Source organism: Paenibacillus sp. VMFN-D1, from assembly GCF_003386155.1.
Classification (GTDB): Bacteria; Bacillota; Bacilli; order Paenibacillales; family Paenibacillaceae; genus Paenibacillus_AQ; species Paenibacillus_AQ favisporus.
Map to the genome: position 1 here is coordinate 1,118,479 of NZ_QRDU01000001.1, position 15,390 is coordinate 1,133,868.

Here is a 15,390-nt window from a genome sequence, read left to right on the forward strand (position 1 = left end):
TGCGGCTGTCTGTATGTTAAGGCTTATTTAACGTAACTTTTAACGGCAGGGGCTTCATATTTACTCATCATGTCCAGCAATACAGACACATTTGGCTCAATGATGGCCATAGATTGGTACTGCGGCTGCATGAACTGTTCCCGTACCATATGCTCAAACAGGGAGATCATCGGATCGTAATAACGATTCACGTTCAGCATGCCAATGGGCTTGCGGTGAATGCCGATCTGGGCCCACGTGAACGCCTCGAAAAACTCCTCCATCGTGCCCGGTCCACCCGGAAGCGCGAGGAATGCGTCGGCGAGCTCCGCCATTTTAAACTTCCGGTCATGCATCGTGCCGACCACGTGAAGCTCGGTCAACCCTTGATGCGAAATTTCCCGGTCTACCAGCACCTGTGGAATGACGCCGATGGTCTGCCCGCCTTCAGCAATGACTGTATCGGCCAGTACGCCCATGATCCCTACGCTGGATCCCCCATAAACGAGGGTTAACCCGCGGCGTACCATTTCTTTGCCCAGCTCGACTGCCGCTTCCCGATACGCCGGCGACGCACCGTAACTTGATCCGCAATACACAGCTAAATGTTTCATAACATAACTCCCTTCCTACGAGCCTTCTCTTTTTAGGTCTTTTTCATTATAAATGATTTTCCGGACCCATGGTCGTGAAAATCTCCTGCGTTAGGTTAAGCCAAAGTAAAAAACGCTACCCCAAAGTTCGTGCTCAAGTCACGGTTTATTGATGGAAAAAGGGGAATATTAAGGGAGAATCACCACCCGAACGCGGACTCATTTACCAATATCTATGACAAGGCGGAACAACCATGATATCCTTTGTCTTGACCTTGAAACGGCTGCTGACCGGACTGTTTCATGCGTTTAAACTGAAAAATTTCCAGGTTTTCTTTGTCTTAATTGTTCTGCTGCTGGTTTCTGGCACGATTTTTTATACTACGGAAGAAAACTTAGCTGTCATAGACGCGCTGTATTTCTGTATCACGACGCTGAGTACGGTGGGTCATCCGGACTTCATGCCCAAGACGGGACTCGGCAAAATTTTTACGATGATTTATATCGTTGTGGGCACCGGCCTCTTTATGGGGATGCTCAGTTATGTCGCTTACGGGGTCGTTCAGAGCAATCAAAAGGACGGCGATATTGATACGGAACGTGACCGTTTTAAGAAGAAGGCTAAGCATAAATAATATCAAGCAGGTGAAAATCTCCGCGGGATCCCGCGGTTTTTTTGTACGATTAACGTCACGAATGAGGAAGTCCGGGTATGAAGCACTATGTTATAATTTACGGGAAGGTTGAACATGCAGTCATCTTGGAAGCAGGAGTGAAGCGTCTTGAAAACAGTCGTCATTATCGGCGGGGGGATTACGGGGTTGTCGGCCGCGTATTATTTGCGCCGGACCTTAAATCAATACAGCGGGCAGACGGAGCCGGCGAACATCATTCTCGTTGAAGCGGAACAGACGCTGGGCGGAAAAATGCGGACCGTATACGACGGCGGTTTTACGATGGAATCCGGCGCCGATTCGATCGTGACCCGGAAAACGAATGTGGTTCCGCTGATTCAGGAACTGAACCTGGCGGATCAGGTCGTCTATAATGCGACGGGTATTTCCTACATCTATACGGACGGCAGGCTGAAGCAGATACCGAAGGATGCCGTCTTTGGAATTCCGACCAGCATCGAATCGCTTGCCACAACCGAGCTGGTATCCGCGGAGGGCAAGGTGGAAGCCCTGAAAGACCTGTATACCCCCAATGAGCATTTCACAAAAAATGATTCGGTCGGTGCGTTTCTGGAAGCCTTTCTTGGAAAGGAGTTCGTGGAGAAGCAGATCGCGCCCGTCTTGTCAGGCGTTTATTCAGGCAAACTTAGCGATTTGACGATCGCATCAACGCTGCCTTACTTGATCGATTATAAAAACGAATACGGAAGCCTGATCAAAGGGCTGTCCGAAAATCGCGCAAAATTTCAAAGCGGCGGGCAAAAAAAGTTCATGTCCTTCCAAAACGGTATTTCCGCGTTGATTGATGCCTTAGAGCAGCAGCTGACCGGAACGGAGATCGTGAAGGGGGTACGGGCCGAATCCGTGGCCAAGGATGGAAGCCGTTATACGGTGACGCTGGCAGACGGCCGCGTGATTGAGGCTGACTATGTGGTGCTCGGCACGATGCACTATGCGGCGCAGCAGCTGCTTGCGGATCCGGTATTGGATCAAGAATTCAATCAGCTGAAGAACAGCTCCATGATCAGCGTTTACGTCGGTTTCGATCTTCCGGATGCCGAGCTGCCTGCAGACGGCACGGGCTTTATTACTGCCGAAGGCAGCGACATTACGTGCAATGCCTGCACATGGACAAGCCGGAAGTGGGAGCATACCTCCCGTGAACGTAAGCTGCTCGTCAGACTCTTTTACAAAAGCAGCAATCCCCGCTACGATGAGCTGGTTCAGTTAAGCGAGAGAGAGCTGCTGAACGTTGCGCTGGAAGATATCCGCAAGAGCCTGGGGATTACCGGCGAGCCGGTCACCCACGAGGTCACGAAGTGGCATAACGTGATGCCGAATTATCATATCAAGCACCACAGCATCGTCAAGGAGCTTGAACAGAAAATGGCCGAGCGGTTCCCGAACATCTATCTGGCCGGATGTTCCTATTATGGCGTCGGCATTCCGGATTGTATCGCTAACGGCGAGCAAACGGCATATAAAATCGCTGCACAACTGTAGGCTTAAAAACGATCAAACAGCGAATACAAGCGAATATGCTAAACAGCCGCCCGAAAGGGCGGCTGTTTTAACGACAGACATGCATCCCATTCCATTTTCCCTGCCAAAGTGAATAGAATTCAGCTTTAGCATTGCCCTTCACATCGGAGGCTTGGAAAACGATGCGATGCTTGAGCATTTTCCCGCCTGGCCCGATAATATATTTAGCGAGACTTTGGCAGAAACGGGGGAGAAGCTTGCATGTTAGAAGCTATCGACGAAGCTGTGAGTATCCATTCGCTCATTTGGTTGTTTCTTGCTGCATTTATGATTCACGATTTTGAAGAAATCATTACGGTGGAAGGCTGGATGAGGCGAAATTATGATCAGCTCAGCCGGATCGTCCCTAAGGGAGCGGGGCGGATTCTCAAAGATTTTTCCAATATCACCGGTTCCCAGTTTGCCGTACCCGTATTTTTCGAGTTTATCTTGTTTATCCCTTTTACATATTTAGCCGCCGAGCATCGCTGGATGCTTTTGTTTACAGGGTTTAATACGATTATGCTTATCCATGTATTTACGCATGTGGGGCAGAGTATATACCTTCGGAGATATACGCCTGGCGTGGTGACCGCGGTGCTGGTTACACTGCCGTATTCAATGTACTTATTTTACCGCCTGCTGGATGCAGGCTTGGTATATGGCTCAGACCTCGCCTGGAGCATCCCCGTTGGTGCTGTTACCGTGCTGCCTGTCGTATGGATCGGTCATCAGTGTGCGCGGCGGATTGCGCCGAACAGGTAAGGGGATAGACGACTCTGTTAGGGTATTTTGACCTGAGCATGTTCCGTTTTGGCTCATCCGTCCTCTGGCAGCAAAAAAGGAGCCCTAAGGCTCCTGCCGGAGATCAGTTTCGAATGCCGTTCACCGGTGTCATCTGGAGGAAATAAAACTTTCCTTTTTTATTAATCTTTCCGGTAATGGTGGCTGCGCCTTTCTTTGTAAAGATGTATTCGTTCTTCTTGATCTGCACCGAGTACCCTTTCATTTGAATCCCGAAAACAGCTTTGGCTTTGGGCTTGATCGCGGATAGGGCCTGGTTTTTGCTGAGAACGGGCTTGGCAAAGGATTTGGCGAAGTCCTGGTCGTTCGTCCAATCCTGGCCGAGTAAATTTTGGATCTCCCAGACCTTACCGGTTTTTGCCCCGATGACGACGTGATTGTTATCCTCATCGTCCCGGAAGTTCCAGACAAATTTCTTGTCCCCGGTTTTTTCGCGCAGCACATAATCGAACGGTTTGGTGAGGCTGATGCCCAGCGTCTTCAGGGACTGATTCGCTTTATTGGCAAGCTGTGCTTTGACGGAGGCTAATGAATAAGTCATGCTGGCCGATATTTGATTCCCTTGATCCAGATCGATGTACAGGCTCTGATTGTTCCCCCAGAGAACCCAATAATTTCGGGGAGCATTATCCTGGTAAGGGGAATAAACACGCCAGATGGCTTCTGTTTTGAACTTGTGATCCGTGTCGTAGGTTTTCAAGAAGGCAGCTGTTTTATTGGCCAGGGCTGCACCGATAACCGCATTGGTATTCGAAGATTTATAGATGATGCTGGTCGATTCCACCCGTTTCTTTGCCGGATTATACTGCTGGTTAAACTCGGCATCGATTTGACCGCTGAGTTTGCCGTAAATAAACAGGGGCTGGCCGTTTGCATCCTTATCCACGCTCGTAAATTCGATTTTGGTGCTGCCTGCGAGTTTGTTCAGAACTTTTGTCAATTGAGCTTCAACTGCAGGATCCAAGCTTATGGATGATGCTTGGACTTGCGCTTCAGCAGGCATGGATTGGGGTGCCGCATAGATCGGGGCAGCAGACAGCAGCAGCGAAAGGGCAGCGGCTGATAAGGTGATTGAACTCCATTTTTTCATTTGTTGTATTCCCTCCTGTGTCTTGGTTCCAAATGGTTTGGGTATTCATGTACTAGACGACGCTAAATATGAAAATGTTTCAAGTTATGGATTTTTTTATTTAATATTTATTGGATTTATAGCTTAAATCAAGGGGAGAAGCTGCTTCGCATAAAAGGAAAGTTCGCTTTCCGATTCTAAATCGCGAAGGAGCGCAAGCTGCAGAAAACGTCTCGGCTGGCCCTTCGCGGATTCTTCCCGAAGCATGGCGGCGACCTCCGCCAGTTCATTCTTTCTCTGGTTCGGTACGGCGATATCCGGAATGATCGACGCTATTTTTTGGATCAGCGCATCTTTTCTCCCTTCGCGGGATGCGAACAGGCCCTTGAGATCAATTTGGGCATATTCCGCCATGAGCTCGTCGGTAAGCAGGGAGGGAGCCGGCCGTCTTGCCAACCCCTCCATTAGATCGTCCATCCGCTCAGCGATGAACACAGCTAATCTTTTTTTGTCGATAGGCAAATAACCGAACAACAGGTGAAAGGTATACTCTCGAATTAGACCGCTCAGCATTGCAGTGGCATCCCACTTCCACTCCTTGATGCCAGGCCCGTACCGGCGGAGCAGAATATCTTGATAGTACAGGAACATGCTCCTTCTCATTCCGTTCAGCACGTGTTCGATTTTATCGTTATTGACCGGAGGCAGCTCGTTATGGTCACGCGAAATATAGTACCCGTGCTCCACATAAAAATCGAATTGATAGGCAAGCTCCTCCAGGTAGGTTTCTTTTGTCGGCAGCTGCATTTTCCGGATCCGGTCAACTGCATCGATCATGTCCTGCTGACGCTTCTCCAATATGCTGATGTACAGTTCCTCTTTCGAACTGAAATGTTTGTAAAGCGAGCCTTTGGCGATGCTGCAATCGTCGGCGATATCCTGTATTGAAGTCGCCTGGTAACCTTTTTCCGCAAAAAGCCGGATTGCCGACTCCAAAATTTTCTCCTTCAGCACACTCATTCGTGCCGCCTCCTTCATTGGCGCTCAATCACTGCGCATGTCTAGCTCAGATTACGTTTCGAACGCGATGTACGGTTACGGGAATGACCATAAGGTTCTTGTAAAAACTCGATGGTCACATTACAATTATCTTATCGGCCTACAACATTTGTGTCAAATCCAAATCACGCTTTATGCGGCCGGTCCATCTTAATGATGGTGCTTGAAAAGGAGAGAAAAACAACTTGCTGGATATAGTAGTGGAAGTCAAAAAAGCTCAAGAGGGCGATCTCGATACTTTCGTCAAGCTTATACGCCAACTGGAATCACGGCTGTACGGCTTGGCCAAGTCTATTGTGAAGCGTGACGAGGATTGTGCGGATGCCATCCAGGAAACGCTGCTTAAGGCATATAAGTCGTTAAATACGTTGAAGAAGCCGGAATTTTTCAATACTTGGATCATCCGGATTTTGATCAACGAATGCAATCAAGTGCTGCGACTCCGAAAACGAACCATCGTGATGGGTGAGCTGCCCGAAACGAACTACCCTCTCACTGCTCATGGCGCTGATCATCAAACGAGCGACCTGCAGGAGGCTGTTGACCGGTTAAACGATACGCTAAGACTGGTTGTGCATTTGTTTTATTATCAGGACCTGTCGGTCAAGCAAATCGCGGAAATTCTAGAAATTTCGGAAGGCGCCGTCAGGGCAAGGCTGCATCGGGCAAGGGGCGTACTTGCGGATTGGATGAACGCAATGAGAATGAACTTTGCGGGGATTTGAAAAACGATAATAATCACTCCGAAACGGTAAGAATAGATATTTATACAGAAGCATCGTATGGATAAAATAAATGATCCATGCCAGGAAAGGAACATGCCGATATGCCTGCAACATCTGTCGGAGTCATCATCACGAACCGTACCGTATTCCTCGCCTGCCATTCTACGGGCAATACGTTTTACGATCTGCCAAAAGGTATGCCAGAGGAGGGAGAGACACCGGAGCAGACCGCATGCCGGGAAGTCAGGGAAGAAAGCGGACTCAACATTCTACCGGATCAAATCATGGATTTAGGCGTGTTCCCGTATAACCGAGCCAAAAACCTTCATCTCTTCTTATGGGAAACGGAATCTCTCCCCCCGATCGAGGAAATGGCCTGTACCTCTACGTTTATTGACCGATACAGCGGTCAGGCGAAGCCGGAGGTAGACGGTTATGAATACATCGGTTTCGATCAAGCCGATAACATGATGACCGCGAATATGGCACGCGTAATCCGTGATGCGGAGCAGCGTATTCGGGAAATGTCCTGAGTTTAATCTAGACAACGAAGCCACCTCTAGCAGGCGGCTTTTTTGCTGCGTGATCACGTCCTCTGCGAAGCTTTCTGGAGTAATGGTAACACCCGGTTCTATCAAGTTATTGACAATTGTCAGGCTGGGTTTACTATAAACATGGAAGGAAAAAATTAGGTATTTCATATACCGGCAGGGGGGCTGGATGAAATTGTTAACGGTTACTTATCAAGAAATTGAACCTAAGCTGCAAACGGGGGATATTCTGCTGGCACACGGCGTCGCCAAAGGCAGTCAGCGGATCGAAGAGCTGGAGCATTGTCCATGGTCGCACGTGGCGATGGTGGTCCGGGCGCCGGACGGTGAAGCGCTGCTGTGGGAATCCACGTCACTGGATAATCTGGAGGATACTTGGCTTCATGTCAAGAAATCCGGTCCCCAGCTCGTTAAGCTTCGTGACCGCCTGTCTACGGACGTCGGGAACCATTATGACTCGATTTTCGCAATCCGTCAGCTTCAAGCTGATCGTACACCGGAGATGCAGGCTATGCTCGATCGCTTCATTGGAGAAGTGCATGGTGCAGTTTTTCCCGACAAGAAAAGAATGTATTGGGAAATTATAGAGGGAAAGTTCGGGATAACTTCTTCATTCCGCGACTTTTTTTGCAGCAAATTGTTAGCTGAAACGTATATCCGGCTCAATCTGCTGTCCTCCACCAAAGCGCCTAACAGTTACGAACCTAGAGATTTCACATCGAAGCATCGTTTGTCATTGCTTGGAGACGCCAGACTCGGCGACGAAATTTACTTGGACGCCTCTTCGTTTCGTGCATGAGTTGGCGTCGCCGCATCAGAGCTGCCGTCTTTGCTGTGCTGGTCTTCACTGCAGTCTGGAATCCGGCGGTAATCTCCGCTTCGTCTTCGCTGACTGTGAAGAACGGCGAAATGCAGCTCTCCGGATGGGACTTTAGAAGCGACGGATCCATCGAACTGAGCGGAACTTGGGAATTTTACTGGAAGCAGCTCCTCTGGCCGGATGATTTGCAGAGCACAACGTCACCGGAGGTCAGCGGATATGTGGAAGTCCCCGGCTACTGGACAAATCACAGGCTGAACGGATCACCGCTTCCGCCGGACGGCTATGCAACGTATCGTATGGTGATTCGCGGGCTTCACCCGTCGGACGATGTGGCCATTAAACTGCGGAATATGTATTCTTCTTACGCTTTGTGGGTGAATGACGAACTGGAGGCTTCATCCGGACAACCCGGAACGACGCCCGATAACACATCTCCAAAGTATGGTGCCTCCATCGTCGTACCGGTTGAACCCAGTCCGGAAGGGAGCTTGACACTGCTGATCCAGGTGTCCAATTTCACTTATCCCAAGGGAGGAATCAACAATTCTCTTGAGTTGGGAGATGCCAAGCTGCTTCAGAAAGAGAGGTCAGGAGAGCTGGTTCAGGACAGCCTGGTCATCGGGGCGCTGCTTGTCATGGGAATCTACCATCTGTTCTTGTATGGATTCAGGCGAAAAGATGTTACCCCGCTGTATTTCGGGTTGTTCTGCATGTGCATCGCCTTTCGAACGATGCTGGTCGGTTCGAGATACATTCTGGAGATCCTTCCCGGTTTTTCGTGGGAATGGTTCGCCAAAGCATCCTATTTAACGGTTTACGTGGGCGAATTTTTCTTGATCTCATTTATTTATTATTTGTTTCCTCAATATTTATCGCGTTCCGTTCGACGCGTTACCCAAATGTTCACCCTCATCTTGACTGTGCTTGTGCTTACCGCGGATATACGGATTTACGATTATTCGCTGCTGCCCTTTGAGATTTATTCGATCGGCCTCGTGCTGTACGCCATTTATGCTTCTTACCGGATCGCCCGTCAGCGCCAGGAAGGGTCTCTGCTGCTCATCCTCGGGTTTAGTTTGATCTTCGTGACCGCACTGAATGATACGCTGAACCGGAAAGGCATTCTGGATACCCCGGCACTGCTGCAATTTGGCGTACTTAGCTTTGTTTTTATGCAATCCCTGCTTATATCCAAAAAGTTTTCCCGTGCTTTCTCCCAGGTCGAGAGCTTATCGGAGCGCTTGTTAACGCTGGATAAGCTGAAAGATGAATTTTTGGCCAAAACATCCCATGAACTTCGGACACCGCTGCACGGCATTATCGGACTGGCGGATTCGCTGATCGACGGAAGCTCAGGCAAGCTCCCTCTGCCCGTGATCGAGCTGCTGCGGCTCATGAAAATCAGCGGGCAAAGGCTGGCCCATCTGGTGAACGACATCCTGGATTTCTCCAAGCTCAAGCACCAGGAGATTACTTTGCACAAAGTGACGGTGGATTTGCGCCTTGCCGTCGACCTGACCCTTCAAGTCCTTAAGCCTCTGGCAGTAAACAAGGGACTCCATATGGAAAATAAGCTGCCGGACGATCTGTATGTAATAGCGGACGAGAACAGGCTCCAGCAAATATTGCATAACTTGATTGGCAATGCCATTGCGTATACGGAATCCGGAACCGTCACGATCACGGGACGCAAGTCGCACGGTCAAGCCAAAATTCAGATCAAGGATTCGGGAATCGGCATTGCTGAGTCGGACTTGTCCCGCATTTTCGAATCGTTTGAGCAGGTCCATCCCATGAACGGTCCTCAGCAGGGCGGAACCGGTATCGGGCTGTCTATTACGAAGAAGCTGATTGAACTGCATGAAGGCGAGATTGAAGTGGTGTCCAAATTGGGCGAGGGCTCAACGTTCAGCTTTACGCTTCCGCTGGCGATGCCGCAAACGCCGCGGATACAGCCGAGGACGGCGCTCTCTTCACGGGACATCGTGGTGCAGGATCGGCATACGGATTGGAGCATGATCCGGACAACCGCGGAAACCGCGGAAGCCCAGACACATCTGCCTTCCGTGCTTATCGTCGATGACGACCCGATCAACGTCCAGGTGCTGCTGCAATTTCTCGGAGGGAAATATGCGCTTAAGTCAACGGGAAGCGGGCAAGAAGCCGTGGAATGGATCAGGAACGGCTACAAGCCGGACATCGCTCTGCTGGATGTGATGATGCCGTTTGTGTCGGGGCTTCAGGTGGGCCAAGAGATACGCCGGCATTACAATTCCGGGGAGCTGCCGGTGATTTTCCTCAGCGCCAAGAGTCAAATGACCGACCTCGTTGCAGGCTTTGAGCATGGCGGCAACGATTATCTTGTGAAGCCGGTCGACAAACAGGAGCTGTTGGCCAGGCTTGAATTGCATTTGCAGCTGGTCCGCTGGAACCAGACCCTGGAGCTCGAGGTTGAAGCAAGAACGATTGAGCTGGAGCATTCGCTTGAGGAGCGGGCAAGAGCGATGTCCGAAGTCTCGGTCCTCGCCGAGCGCAACCGGATTGCCGGTGAAATCCACGATCATGTGGGGCATATTCTTACGGCGAGCATCGTTCAGCTTCAAGCCGGTCTGAAAATGTTATCCATGAGCGCCCCTGAATCGGTCGACAAGCTGAATCTAGCTTCAGAATTGGTTCGCAAAGGGCTCCATGAAATGAGGAAATCGGTACATATGCTGGGCGAGGAAGCAGCGGCCGCATCCTCGTTCCAGGATTCCCTGCTGCAGATCATAGAAGATTCGGAAAAATACGCTGAGGTGACACTGGAGCACATCATTGAAATCACGGATGGCCGTCTGGAGCCGGAAGCGGAAAAGCTGATCCGCCATGCGCTGCAGGAAGGAATCACGAACGGCATCAGGCATGGCCGGTGTACGCATTTTCGGTTCGAGCTGGTGGAAGAGGACGGCGCGGTCCGGTTCACACTGGAGAACAACGGCTTGCCATTTGCATCGGATCGGCTTGGTTTCGGTCTGACCATGATGCGGCAAACGATCCGCCGAAGGGGTGGAACCTTCCGGATCGGCACGAATGAAGGTGCAGGCTGCCTATTGGTGCTCACACTGCCAAGTAGAAGGGAGGATCAATGATGTCAAAACTAACGATACTTATCGCAGAAGATCAGACGCTTGTGCGGGAAGGCCTTGAGACCATCCTTAATCTGGAATCCGATATAGAGGTTGTAGCGACAACCGACAACGGCCAAGCCGCCTATGAGCTTACTAAGAGCTTGAGGCCGCAGCTTGTGCTGATGGACATCGAAATGCCGGTGATGAACGGGATTACGGCGACCCGGTTGATTAAGGAGTCGAGCCCGGAGACGATTGTTCTGATTTTAACGACGTTTACCAATGAAGATTATATTATTGAGGGTCTTGCCAGCGGAGCGTCCGGCTACCTGCTCAAAGATTTTTCATCCGACAAACTGATTCACTCATTGAAAGAGGCGGTTCGGGGCGAGCTGATGCTGCCCTCCAAACTGGCGGCCAAGTTTGCTGCCCGTATGCGCACAGCAGCAGCCCCCAGGCAGCCCGGAATCGATTATGGGCTGACCCCGAGGGAGCTTGAGATTGCCAAGCTGATTACGGCACATAAGAACAATCGGGAAATTGCCGATACGCTGTACATCACCGAAGGGACGGTGAAAAACTACATCAGCGTGATTTATGAGAAAATCGGGACGAATGACCGGACCAAGGCCATCCTGCTGCTGAAGCATGCCTTGGAGGCTGTAAACTAAATGAAAATGAACTCCTCACCAGCACCGTTTCCTTTTCAAAGGAAGCGGTGTTTTTTATCTCCATAAGTATATTGGTGAACCAGAATCCCGAACAGTTACTTTCGTCATCTCCCGGTCATATGACAAAATGTACACTTCAGTCACTTATCGACAGCAAGGAATGCCCGTTATGATGAAAGCGTTGAGAGCATAACCGAATCGAAGGAGGAATTTACAAGTGACGACGGTGAACACCAATTTAAACGGAACGGACGCTGGTTCAATCTTTGATCCAAATACGACGGATCCGGATAAGCTGAAAATGCAGGCGGACGCAATGCTGTTCGTATCCGACCTGCAGGTCAACCAGGTGCTGAAGCAGCAGTGGACTTCGCTCTTGGCCAACATCAAATCGAAAATCGACGCGGATCCCCCGGCCGGCAGCGACAAAGAGACCGTATATAAGGAAAAGATCAAAATCATCAACAACTTTTTGGCGCAAAAAGGGTATGAAACCACTTCAGTGTATGTGCTTGAGCTAACCCGTACCGATTTTTACGAAGACCATGTGAAGGAAAGCGAACCGAATGCGGAGTCCGACCGTTTCGTCCAGGACATCCTGGCGAAGACCGCGCTTCTGGCCGGCTGGCAGGATGCGATGCAAAAGGCAACGGATACCGATACATCGGCGCCGGATCAATTCCTGGCTCAGCACGGCTATACATGTACCGCGAAGCAGGTCAACGCTTCTTTTAAGGCGATGCGGAATGTAGACATGAAGTTCTGGACAGGTATTTATGGCAATACGGTGATGACTACATCCGACGGCAAAACGGATACGGGACCCGTAGTCATTATTTACGACAGCCTCGACGGGATCTCGATTGGCAGCGATATGCTGGATAAAGATTTGAATAAAGTCACTTACAAGGACGGCGTACTCAGCTGGACGAAGGATGACTTTACGGTGAATCACTCGGGTCAGCTGACATTCAGTCAGGTTACCCGGGCAGCCAAAGACGATAAAGATGCATACGTCGGCAATGAGTTTTTCGGTACGATTACGTATTCCAACAGCGACGGCTCCGAAAAGAAGGAAAGCATATTTGGACGGATCGGCAAGCCGCCGGAAGGTTCTTCGGGCAGCCACGACGGAAATCGGAAATCGTGCCCTACTCCGCCATCCGTACAGCTGTCCGTCGTTGATAAAGCGATGAAATACCTCGGTTACTTTATGGCTGCGGTGTTCGTCGTGGATTTCATCGCCTCTGTGCCTAAGCGGTTTAAGGCCATATCGGAATTCGTAGAAAAAATCAAAAAGCCGAACGAACCGAATAAACCGGAAGTCGAGAAGAAGCTTGACAGCACCAAAGAGGAAATCAAGGAATCCAGTGATCCGAAAGCGCTCGAGGAAAACGGTTCGTTTGTGGACAATATCGACAATGTGCAGCCGGAAAATTTCAACAATGAGCAGGGACTCGACTTCATTAATAACGAGCAGCTGCCGCCAGCAAGCGATGTTCAGGCGATGGAGCAAGGCATTGAAAACATGAACGAAAACGGAGAAATCAATCAAAACGAGGAAAATGTTCAAGAGGATCCAAATCCGGTTGACGATAATTATCAAGGCAATGAGGAAAACGAATTTGAGGGCTTAGCTGAGCTGTTTGGGGAGGCGTAAATGGTGATGAGCAATAATGCGGTGGCGCAGGACCAGGCACGTTTTTGGCAATTGTTCGTTCAGGCGATATCCGGGCATCTGCCGGGCAGCGATCCGAAAAATTTCATAGCGGCGGCCGGACGGGTGGACTCCCATCTGGGCAGCGAGACTGAAGTCGTCGCTCTGACGGACGCCTATAATGTAGGCAATACGATCCCTTCCTGGGGGTTAACGTGGAGCGGCGCATTCAATAATAAGCTGTTCGATATTTACCAGCAATGGGTCCGGGATATCGTCCCTGCTGGCAGCGGCGATTCGGGAAGCGGCGGCTCGTCTTCCGGCGGGGGATCGGGCGATCCGCTGGACACGCAAATCGAGGATCTCCGGTCAAAAATCGCGCTCCTCAGCAGCGATGTTTCCAAAATCAACCAAGGCATCTATTCGGACTGGCTGAACGAAGTTTGTGCGGAGCTCGACTCAACGGGAAAAGCATGCAGCGTGTATTTTACCAATCCGCCGGATCCAACCTGGGCTAACTTCCGAACCCAGCAAATGGGAACCGAAGATTATAAGGCAAAGGTGGAGTCGCTTCAAACGACATACGGCGCCCTGCTCGGCGGAATGACGGAACAGCTGAACGCCCTGCTGCTGAAAAAGTTCGGACCCGGCTACCAGGAGCTGGCCGATGCGACCGAAGCGGTCGCACTCGCCGATCCTTTCGAGCCTCATTCAGCGGATGAGCTGCAAAAAACGGCTCAGTTCCAAATGACAATCAAGGAGAACGATACGACAGCAAGTGTTCCCCGGTTTAAAACGAGCGAGCTTAAAGACGTCCGGGAATGGCTTATCAAGCAAAATGGCATCGCTACGAAGAACGGAGGTCCGCTGTTCGCAGAGCAGGCAAACGTACAAATCGCATTAAATGATCAGCAGCAGACCGAAAGGGACAGCTCATGGAAATTCAGTGCCAACGTAGGCATCCCCATCGACTGGTTCTGGCTTGGCGGAAGCACCAATGATTCCGGATCCACACAGTTTAAAGAGGATTATTCTTACGATATTCTGATCACGTATCAAGATGTGATTACCGTGAATATCAACCCGGGGGATTGGTTCTTCGAAGGACTGCTGTCCACGTATAAGGATTACACCGACTGGCCGCAGGGCAGCGTGTTTGCAGGTAAACCGCTCTGGGGCGAATCCGGACTCATGAATGTTGTTGTCAAAGGAGTCGTCCTAGGATACGCGCCTTACTTGAGATTCTCATCCAAAGACTGGACCAACACAACGACGCAAACCCAATGGTCCGCCAAAGCAACGTTTGGCATCGGCCCGTTCAACTTCGAGTCGGCGTCCGCTTCCGGTTCCGACTACAGCTCGATGACGACCCAGCTCCAGGACGGTTTCGAAGTTCGCGATACGAGCGGAATTCCGAAAATCATTGGTTTAATTGTGGATACCCCCAATGGATGATCCATCCACTCCGATACATGCTCCCTTAGCTTCATCCCCGATGCTGGATTCAGCCCCTATGGCCGTTCAGCAGCCGTCTTCCCAAGAGGCGGCTGCTCCCCAGCCAACGAAGGAGCCGCTATGGCTGATCAATGTCGATGCGGCGTTTAAGGTCGGCTGTCTTGTGGCATTGCTGCTGATCTTGTGGTATTTGGCACGCCTCGTCTTTTTTCAGGCGCTGTCGGAAGGAGAGATTTATTTTCTGACCATGACGCTGTGCGGGTCCGTAGGAGGTGTAACCAGCTTCCTGCTGGTTAAAAACACGGATACTGACACCGGGATGCACTTTAGGGACAACAAGTCGTTCTACCTGCTGGTCACCGCGGTGTTCTGCGGAAATATTGCTTCCTTTTCCGTACCGCTGCTGCTGAATTTCATTCAATTGGAGAATGTGATCAGCACGCAGGTACCGCAAATATTTGTATTCATCGGGGTGTGCCTGATCGCAAGTACGTTTTCCGCACGGATCATAAGCAGCATTTCATCCCGGATCATTAAATTGAATGAACATTCAACGATTAATATCAATAATGATAAGCAAGGGTAAAGCGTTAAGTGATGGGAGAGTGCTGGCATGCTGCGGCGCTCTTTTTTTGTCTGCCGTCAGCATCACAGCGGATTCTAATCGGTTTTTAATCTTGTTCTTTTATAGTGCAGTGATAC

General features: G+C 50.4%; 14 protein-coding genes. 11 read left to right on the forward strand and 3 right to left on the reverse strand.

What is annotated here, in order from left to right; all coding sequences use genetic code 11:
- Positions 1–23 precede the first annotated feature (23 nt).
- Positions 24–593, reverse strand: coding sequence for an LOG family protein (locus C7820_RS05250; RefSeq protein ID WP_116230032.1), 570 nt, complete (start codon positions 591–593; stop codon positions 24–26).
- 233 nt (positions 594–826) lie between these two features.
- Here C7820_RS05250 and C7820_RS05255 point away from each other — a divergent pair, with 233 nt between their 5' ends.
- From C7820_RS05255 to C7820_RS05265, 3 genes are all read left to right on the forward strand, one after another.
- Positions 827–1,207, forward strand: coding sequence for a potassium channel family protein (locus tag C7820_RS05255; RefSeq protein ID WP_116230033.1), 381 nt, complete (start codon positions 827–829; stop codon positions 1,205–1,207).
- 147 nt (positions 1,208–1,354) lie between these two features.
- A complete protein-coding gene (locus C7820_RS05260; RefSeq protein WP_116230034.1) occupies positions 1,355–2,749 on the forward strand; it encodes a protoporphyrinogen oxidase in 1,395 nt (464 codons plus the stop codon).
- A 240-nt stretch (positions 2,750–2,989) separates the two neighbouring features.
- On the forward strand, positions 2,990–3,532 hold the full coding sequence (locus tag C7820_RS05265) for an HXXEE domain-containing protein (RefSeq protein ID WP_116230035.1): 543 nt from the start codon (positions 2,990–2,992) through the stop codon (positions 3,530–3,532).
- Between the two features lie 103 nt (positions 3,533–3,635).
- Here the strand turns inward: C7820_RS05265 and C7820_RS05270 are convergent, their stop codons facing one another.
- Positions 3,636–4,661 (reverse strand): hypothetical protein, encoded by a 1,026-nt coding sequence (locus C7820_RS05270; RefSeq protein ID WP_116230036.1) that lies wholly within the window; start codon positions 4,659–4,661, stop codon positions 3,636–3,638.
- A 123-nt stretch (positions 4,662–4,784) separates the two neighbouring features.
- On the reverse strand, positions 4,785–5,660 hold the full coding sequence (locus tag C7820_RS05275) for a TetR/AcrR family transcriptional regulator (RefSeq protein ID WP_116230037.1): 876 nt from the start codon (positions 5,658–5,660) through the stop codon (positions 4,785–4,787).
- 224 nt (positions 5,661–5,884) lie between these two features.
- On the opposite strand from C7820_RS05275, the gene C7820_RS05280 reads away from it, so the two are divergent.
- The 8 genes from C7820_RS05280 to C7820_RS05315 all read left to right on the forward strand — a co-directional run bounded on the left by C7820_RS05280 (position 5,885) and on the right by C7820_RS05315 (position 15,274).
- Positions 5,885–6,424 carry a sigma-70 family RNA polymerase sigma factor gene (locus C7820_RS05280; RefSeq protein WP_116230038.1) on the forward strand — a complete coding sequence of 180 codons (540 nt, stop codon included), beginning with the start codon at positions 5,885–5,887 and terminating at the stop codon, positions 6,422–6,424.
- A 101-nt stretch (positions 6,425–6,525) separates the two neighbouring features.
- On the forward strand, positions 6,526–6,957 hold the full coding sequence (locus C7820_RS05285; protein WP_181908937.1) for an NUDIX domain-containing protein: 432 nt from the start codon (positions 6,526–6,528) through the stop codon (positions 6,955–6,957).
- A gap of 187 nt (positions 6,958–7,144) precedes the next feature.
- On the forward strand, positions 7,145–7,774 hold the full coding sequence (locus C7820_RS05290; protein ID WP_116230040.1) for a C40 family peptidase: 630 nt from the start codon (positions 7,145–7,147) through the stop codon (positions 7,772–7,774).
- Entirely contained in the window at positions 7,771–10,926 is a 3,156-nt protein-coding gene (locus tag C7820_RS05295; protein WP_251676536.1) for an ATP-binding protein, read from the forward strand. The genes C7820_RS05290 and C7820_RS05295 overlap by 4 nt, the downstream gene beginning before the upstream one ends.
- Positions 10,926–11,576: a response regulator transcription factor gene (locus C7820_RS05300; RefSeq protein WP_116230041.1), complete on the forward strand. Its 651-nt coding sequence runs from the start codon at positions 10,926–10,928 to the stop codon at positions 11,574–11,576. Before C7820_RS05295 ends, C7820_RS05300 begins: the two co-directional genes overlap by 1 nt.
- A 217-nt stretch (positions 11,577–11,793) precedes the next feature.
- Positions 11,794–13,236 (forward strand): hypothetical protein, encoded by a 1,443-nt coding sequence (locus C7820_RS05305; protein WP_116230042.1) that lies wholly within the window; start codon positions 11,794–11,796, stop codon positions 13,234–13,236.
- A 6-nt stretch (positions 13,237–13,242) separates the two neighbouring features.
- Positions 13,243–14,688: a hypothetical protein gene (locus C7820_RS05310; RefSeq protein ID WP_147306252.1), complete on the forward strand. Its 1,446-nt coding sequence runs from the start codon at positions 13,243–13,245 to the stop codon at positions 14,686–14,688.
- A gap of 58 nt (positions 14,689–14,746) precedes the next feature.
- Positions 14,747–15,274 (forward strand): YEATS-associated helix-containing protein, encoded by a 528-nt coding sequence (locus C7820_RS05315; protein ID WP_116230044.1) that lies wholly within the window; start codon positions 14,747–14,749, stop codon positions 15,272–15,274.
- Positions 15,275–15,390 lie beyond the last annotated feature (116 nt).

Excerpts from the sequence above, each read along its gene's own strand:
- C7820_RS05300 (WP_116230041.1), top strand. The coding sequence starts at position 10,926 with ATGTCAAAACTAACGATACTTATCGCAGAAGATCAGACGCTTGTGCGG.
- C7820_RS05265 (WP_116230035.1), top strand. The coding sequence starts at position 2,990 with ATGTTAGAAGCTATCGACGAAGCTGTGAGTATCCATTCGCTCATTTGG.
- C7820_RS05255 (WP_116230033.1), top strand. The coding sequence starts at position 827 with ATGATATCCTTTGTCTTGACCTTGAAACGGCTGCTGACCGGACTGTTT.
- C7820_RS05275 (WP_116230037.1), bottom strand. The coding sequence starts at position 5,660 with ATGAGTGTGCTGAAGGAGAAAATTTTGGAGTCGGCAATCCGGCTTTTT.
- C7820_RS05310 (WP_147306252.1), top strand. The coding sequence starts at position 13,243 with ATGAGCAATAATGCGGTGGCGCAGGACCAGGCACGTTTTTGGCAATTG.
- C7820_RS05270 (WP_116230036.1), bottom strand. The coding sequence starts at position 4,661 with ATGAAAAAATGGAGTTCAATCACCTTATCAGCCGCTGCCCTTTCGCTG.
- C7820_RS05285 (WP_181908937.1), top strand. The coding sequence starts at position 6,526 with ATGCCTGCAACATCTGTCGGAGTCATCATCACGAACCGTACCGTATTC.
- C7820_RS05290 (WP_116230040.1), top strand. The coding sequence starts at position 7,145 with ATGAAATTGTTAACGGTTACTTATCAAGAAATTGAACCTAAGCTGCAA.
- C7820_RS05315 (WP_116230044.1), top strand. The coding sequence starts at position 14,747 with ATGGCCGTTCAGCAGCCGTCTTCCCAAGAGGCGGCTGCTCCCCAGCCA.
- C7820_RS05250 (WP_116230032.1), bottom strand. The coding sequence starts at position 593 with ATGAAACATTTAGCTGTGTATTGCGGATCAAGTTACGGTGCGTCGCCG.
- C7820_RS05295 (WP_251676536.1), top strand. The coding sequence starts at position 7,771 with ATGAGTTGGCGTCGCCGCATCAGAGCTGCCGTCTTTGCTGTGCTGGTC.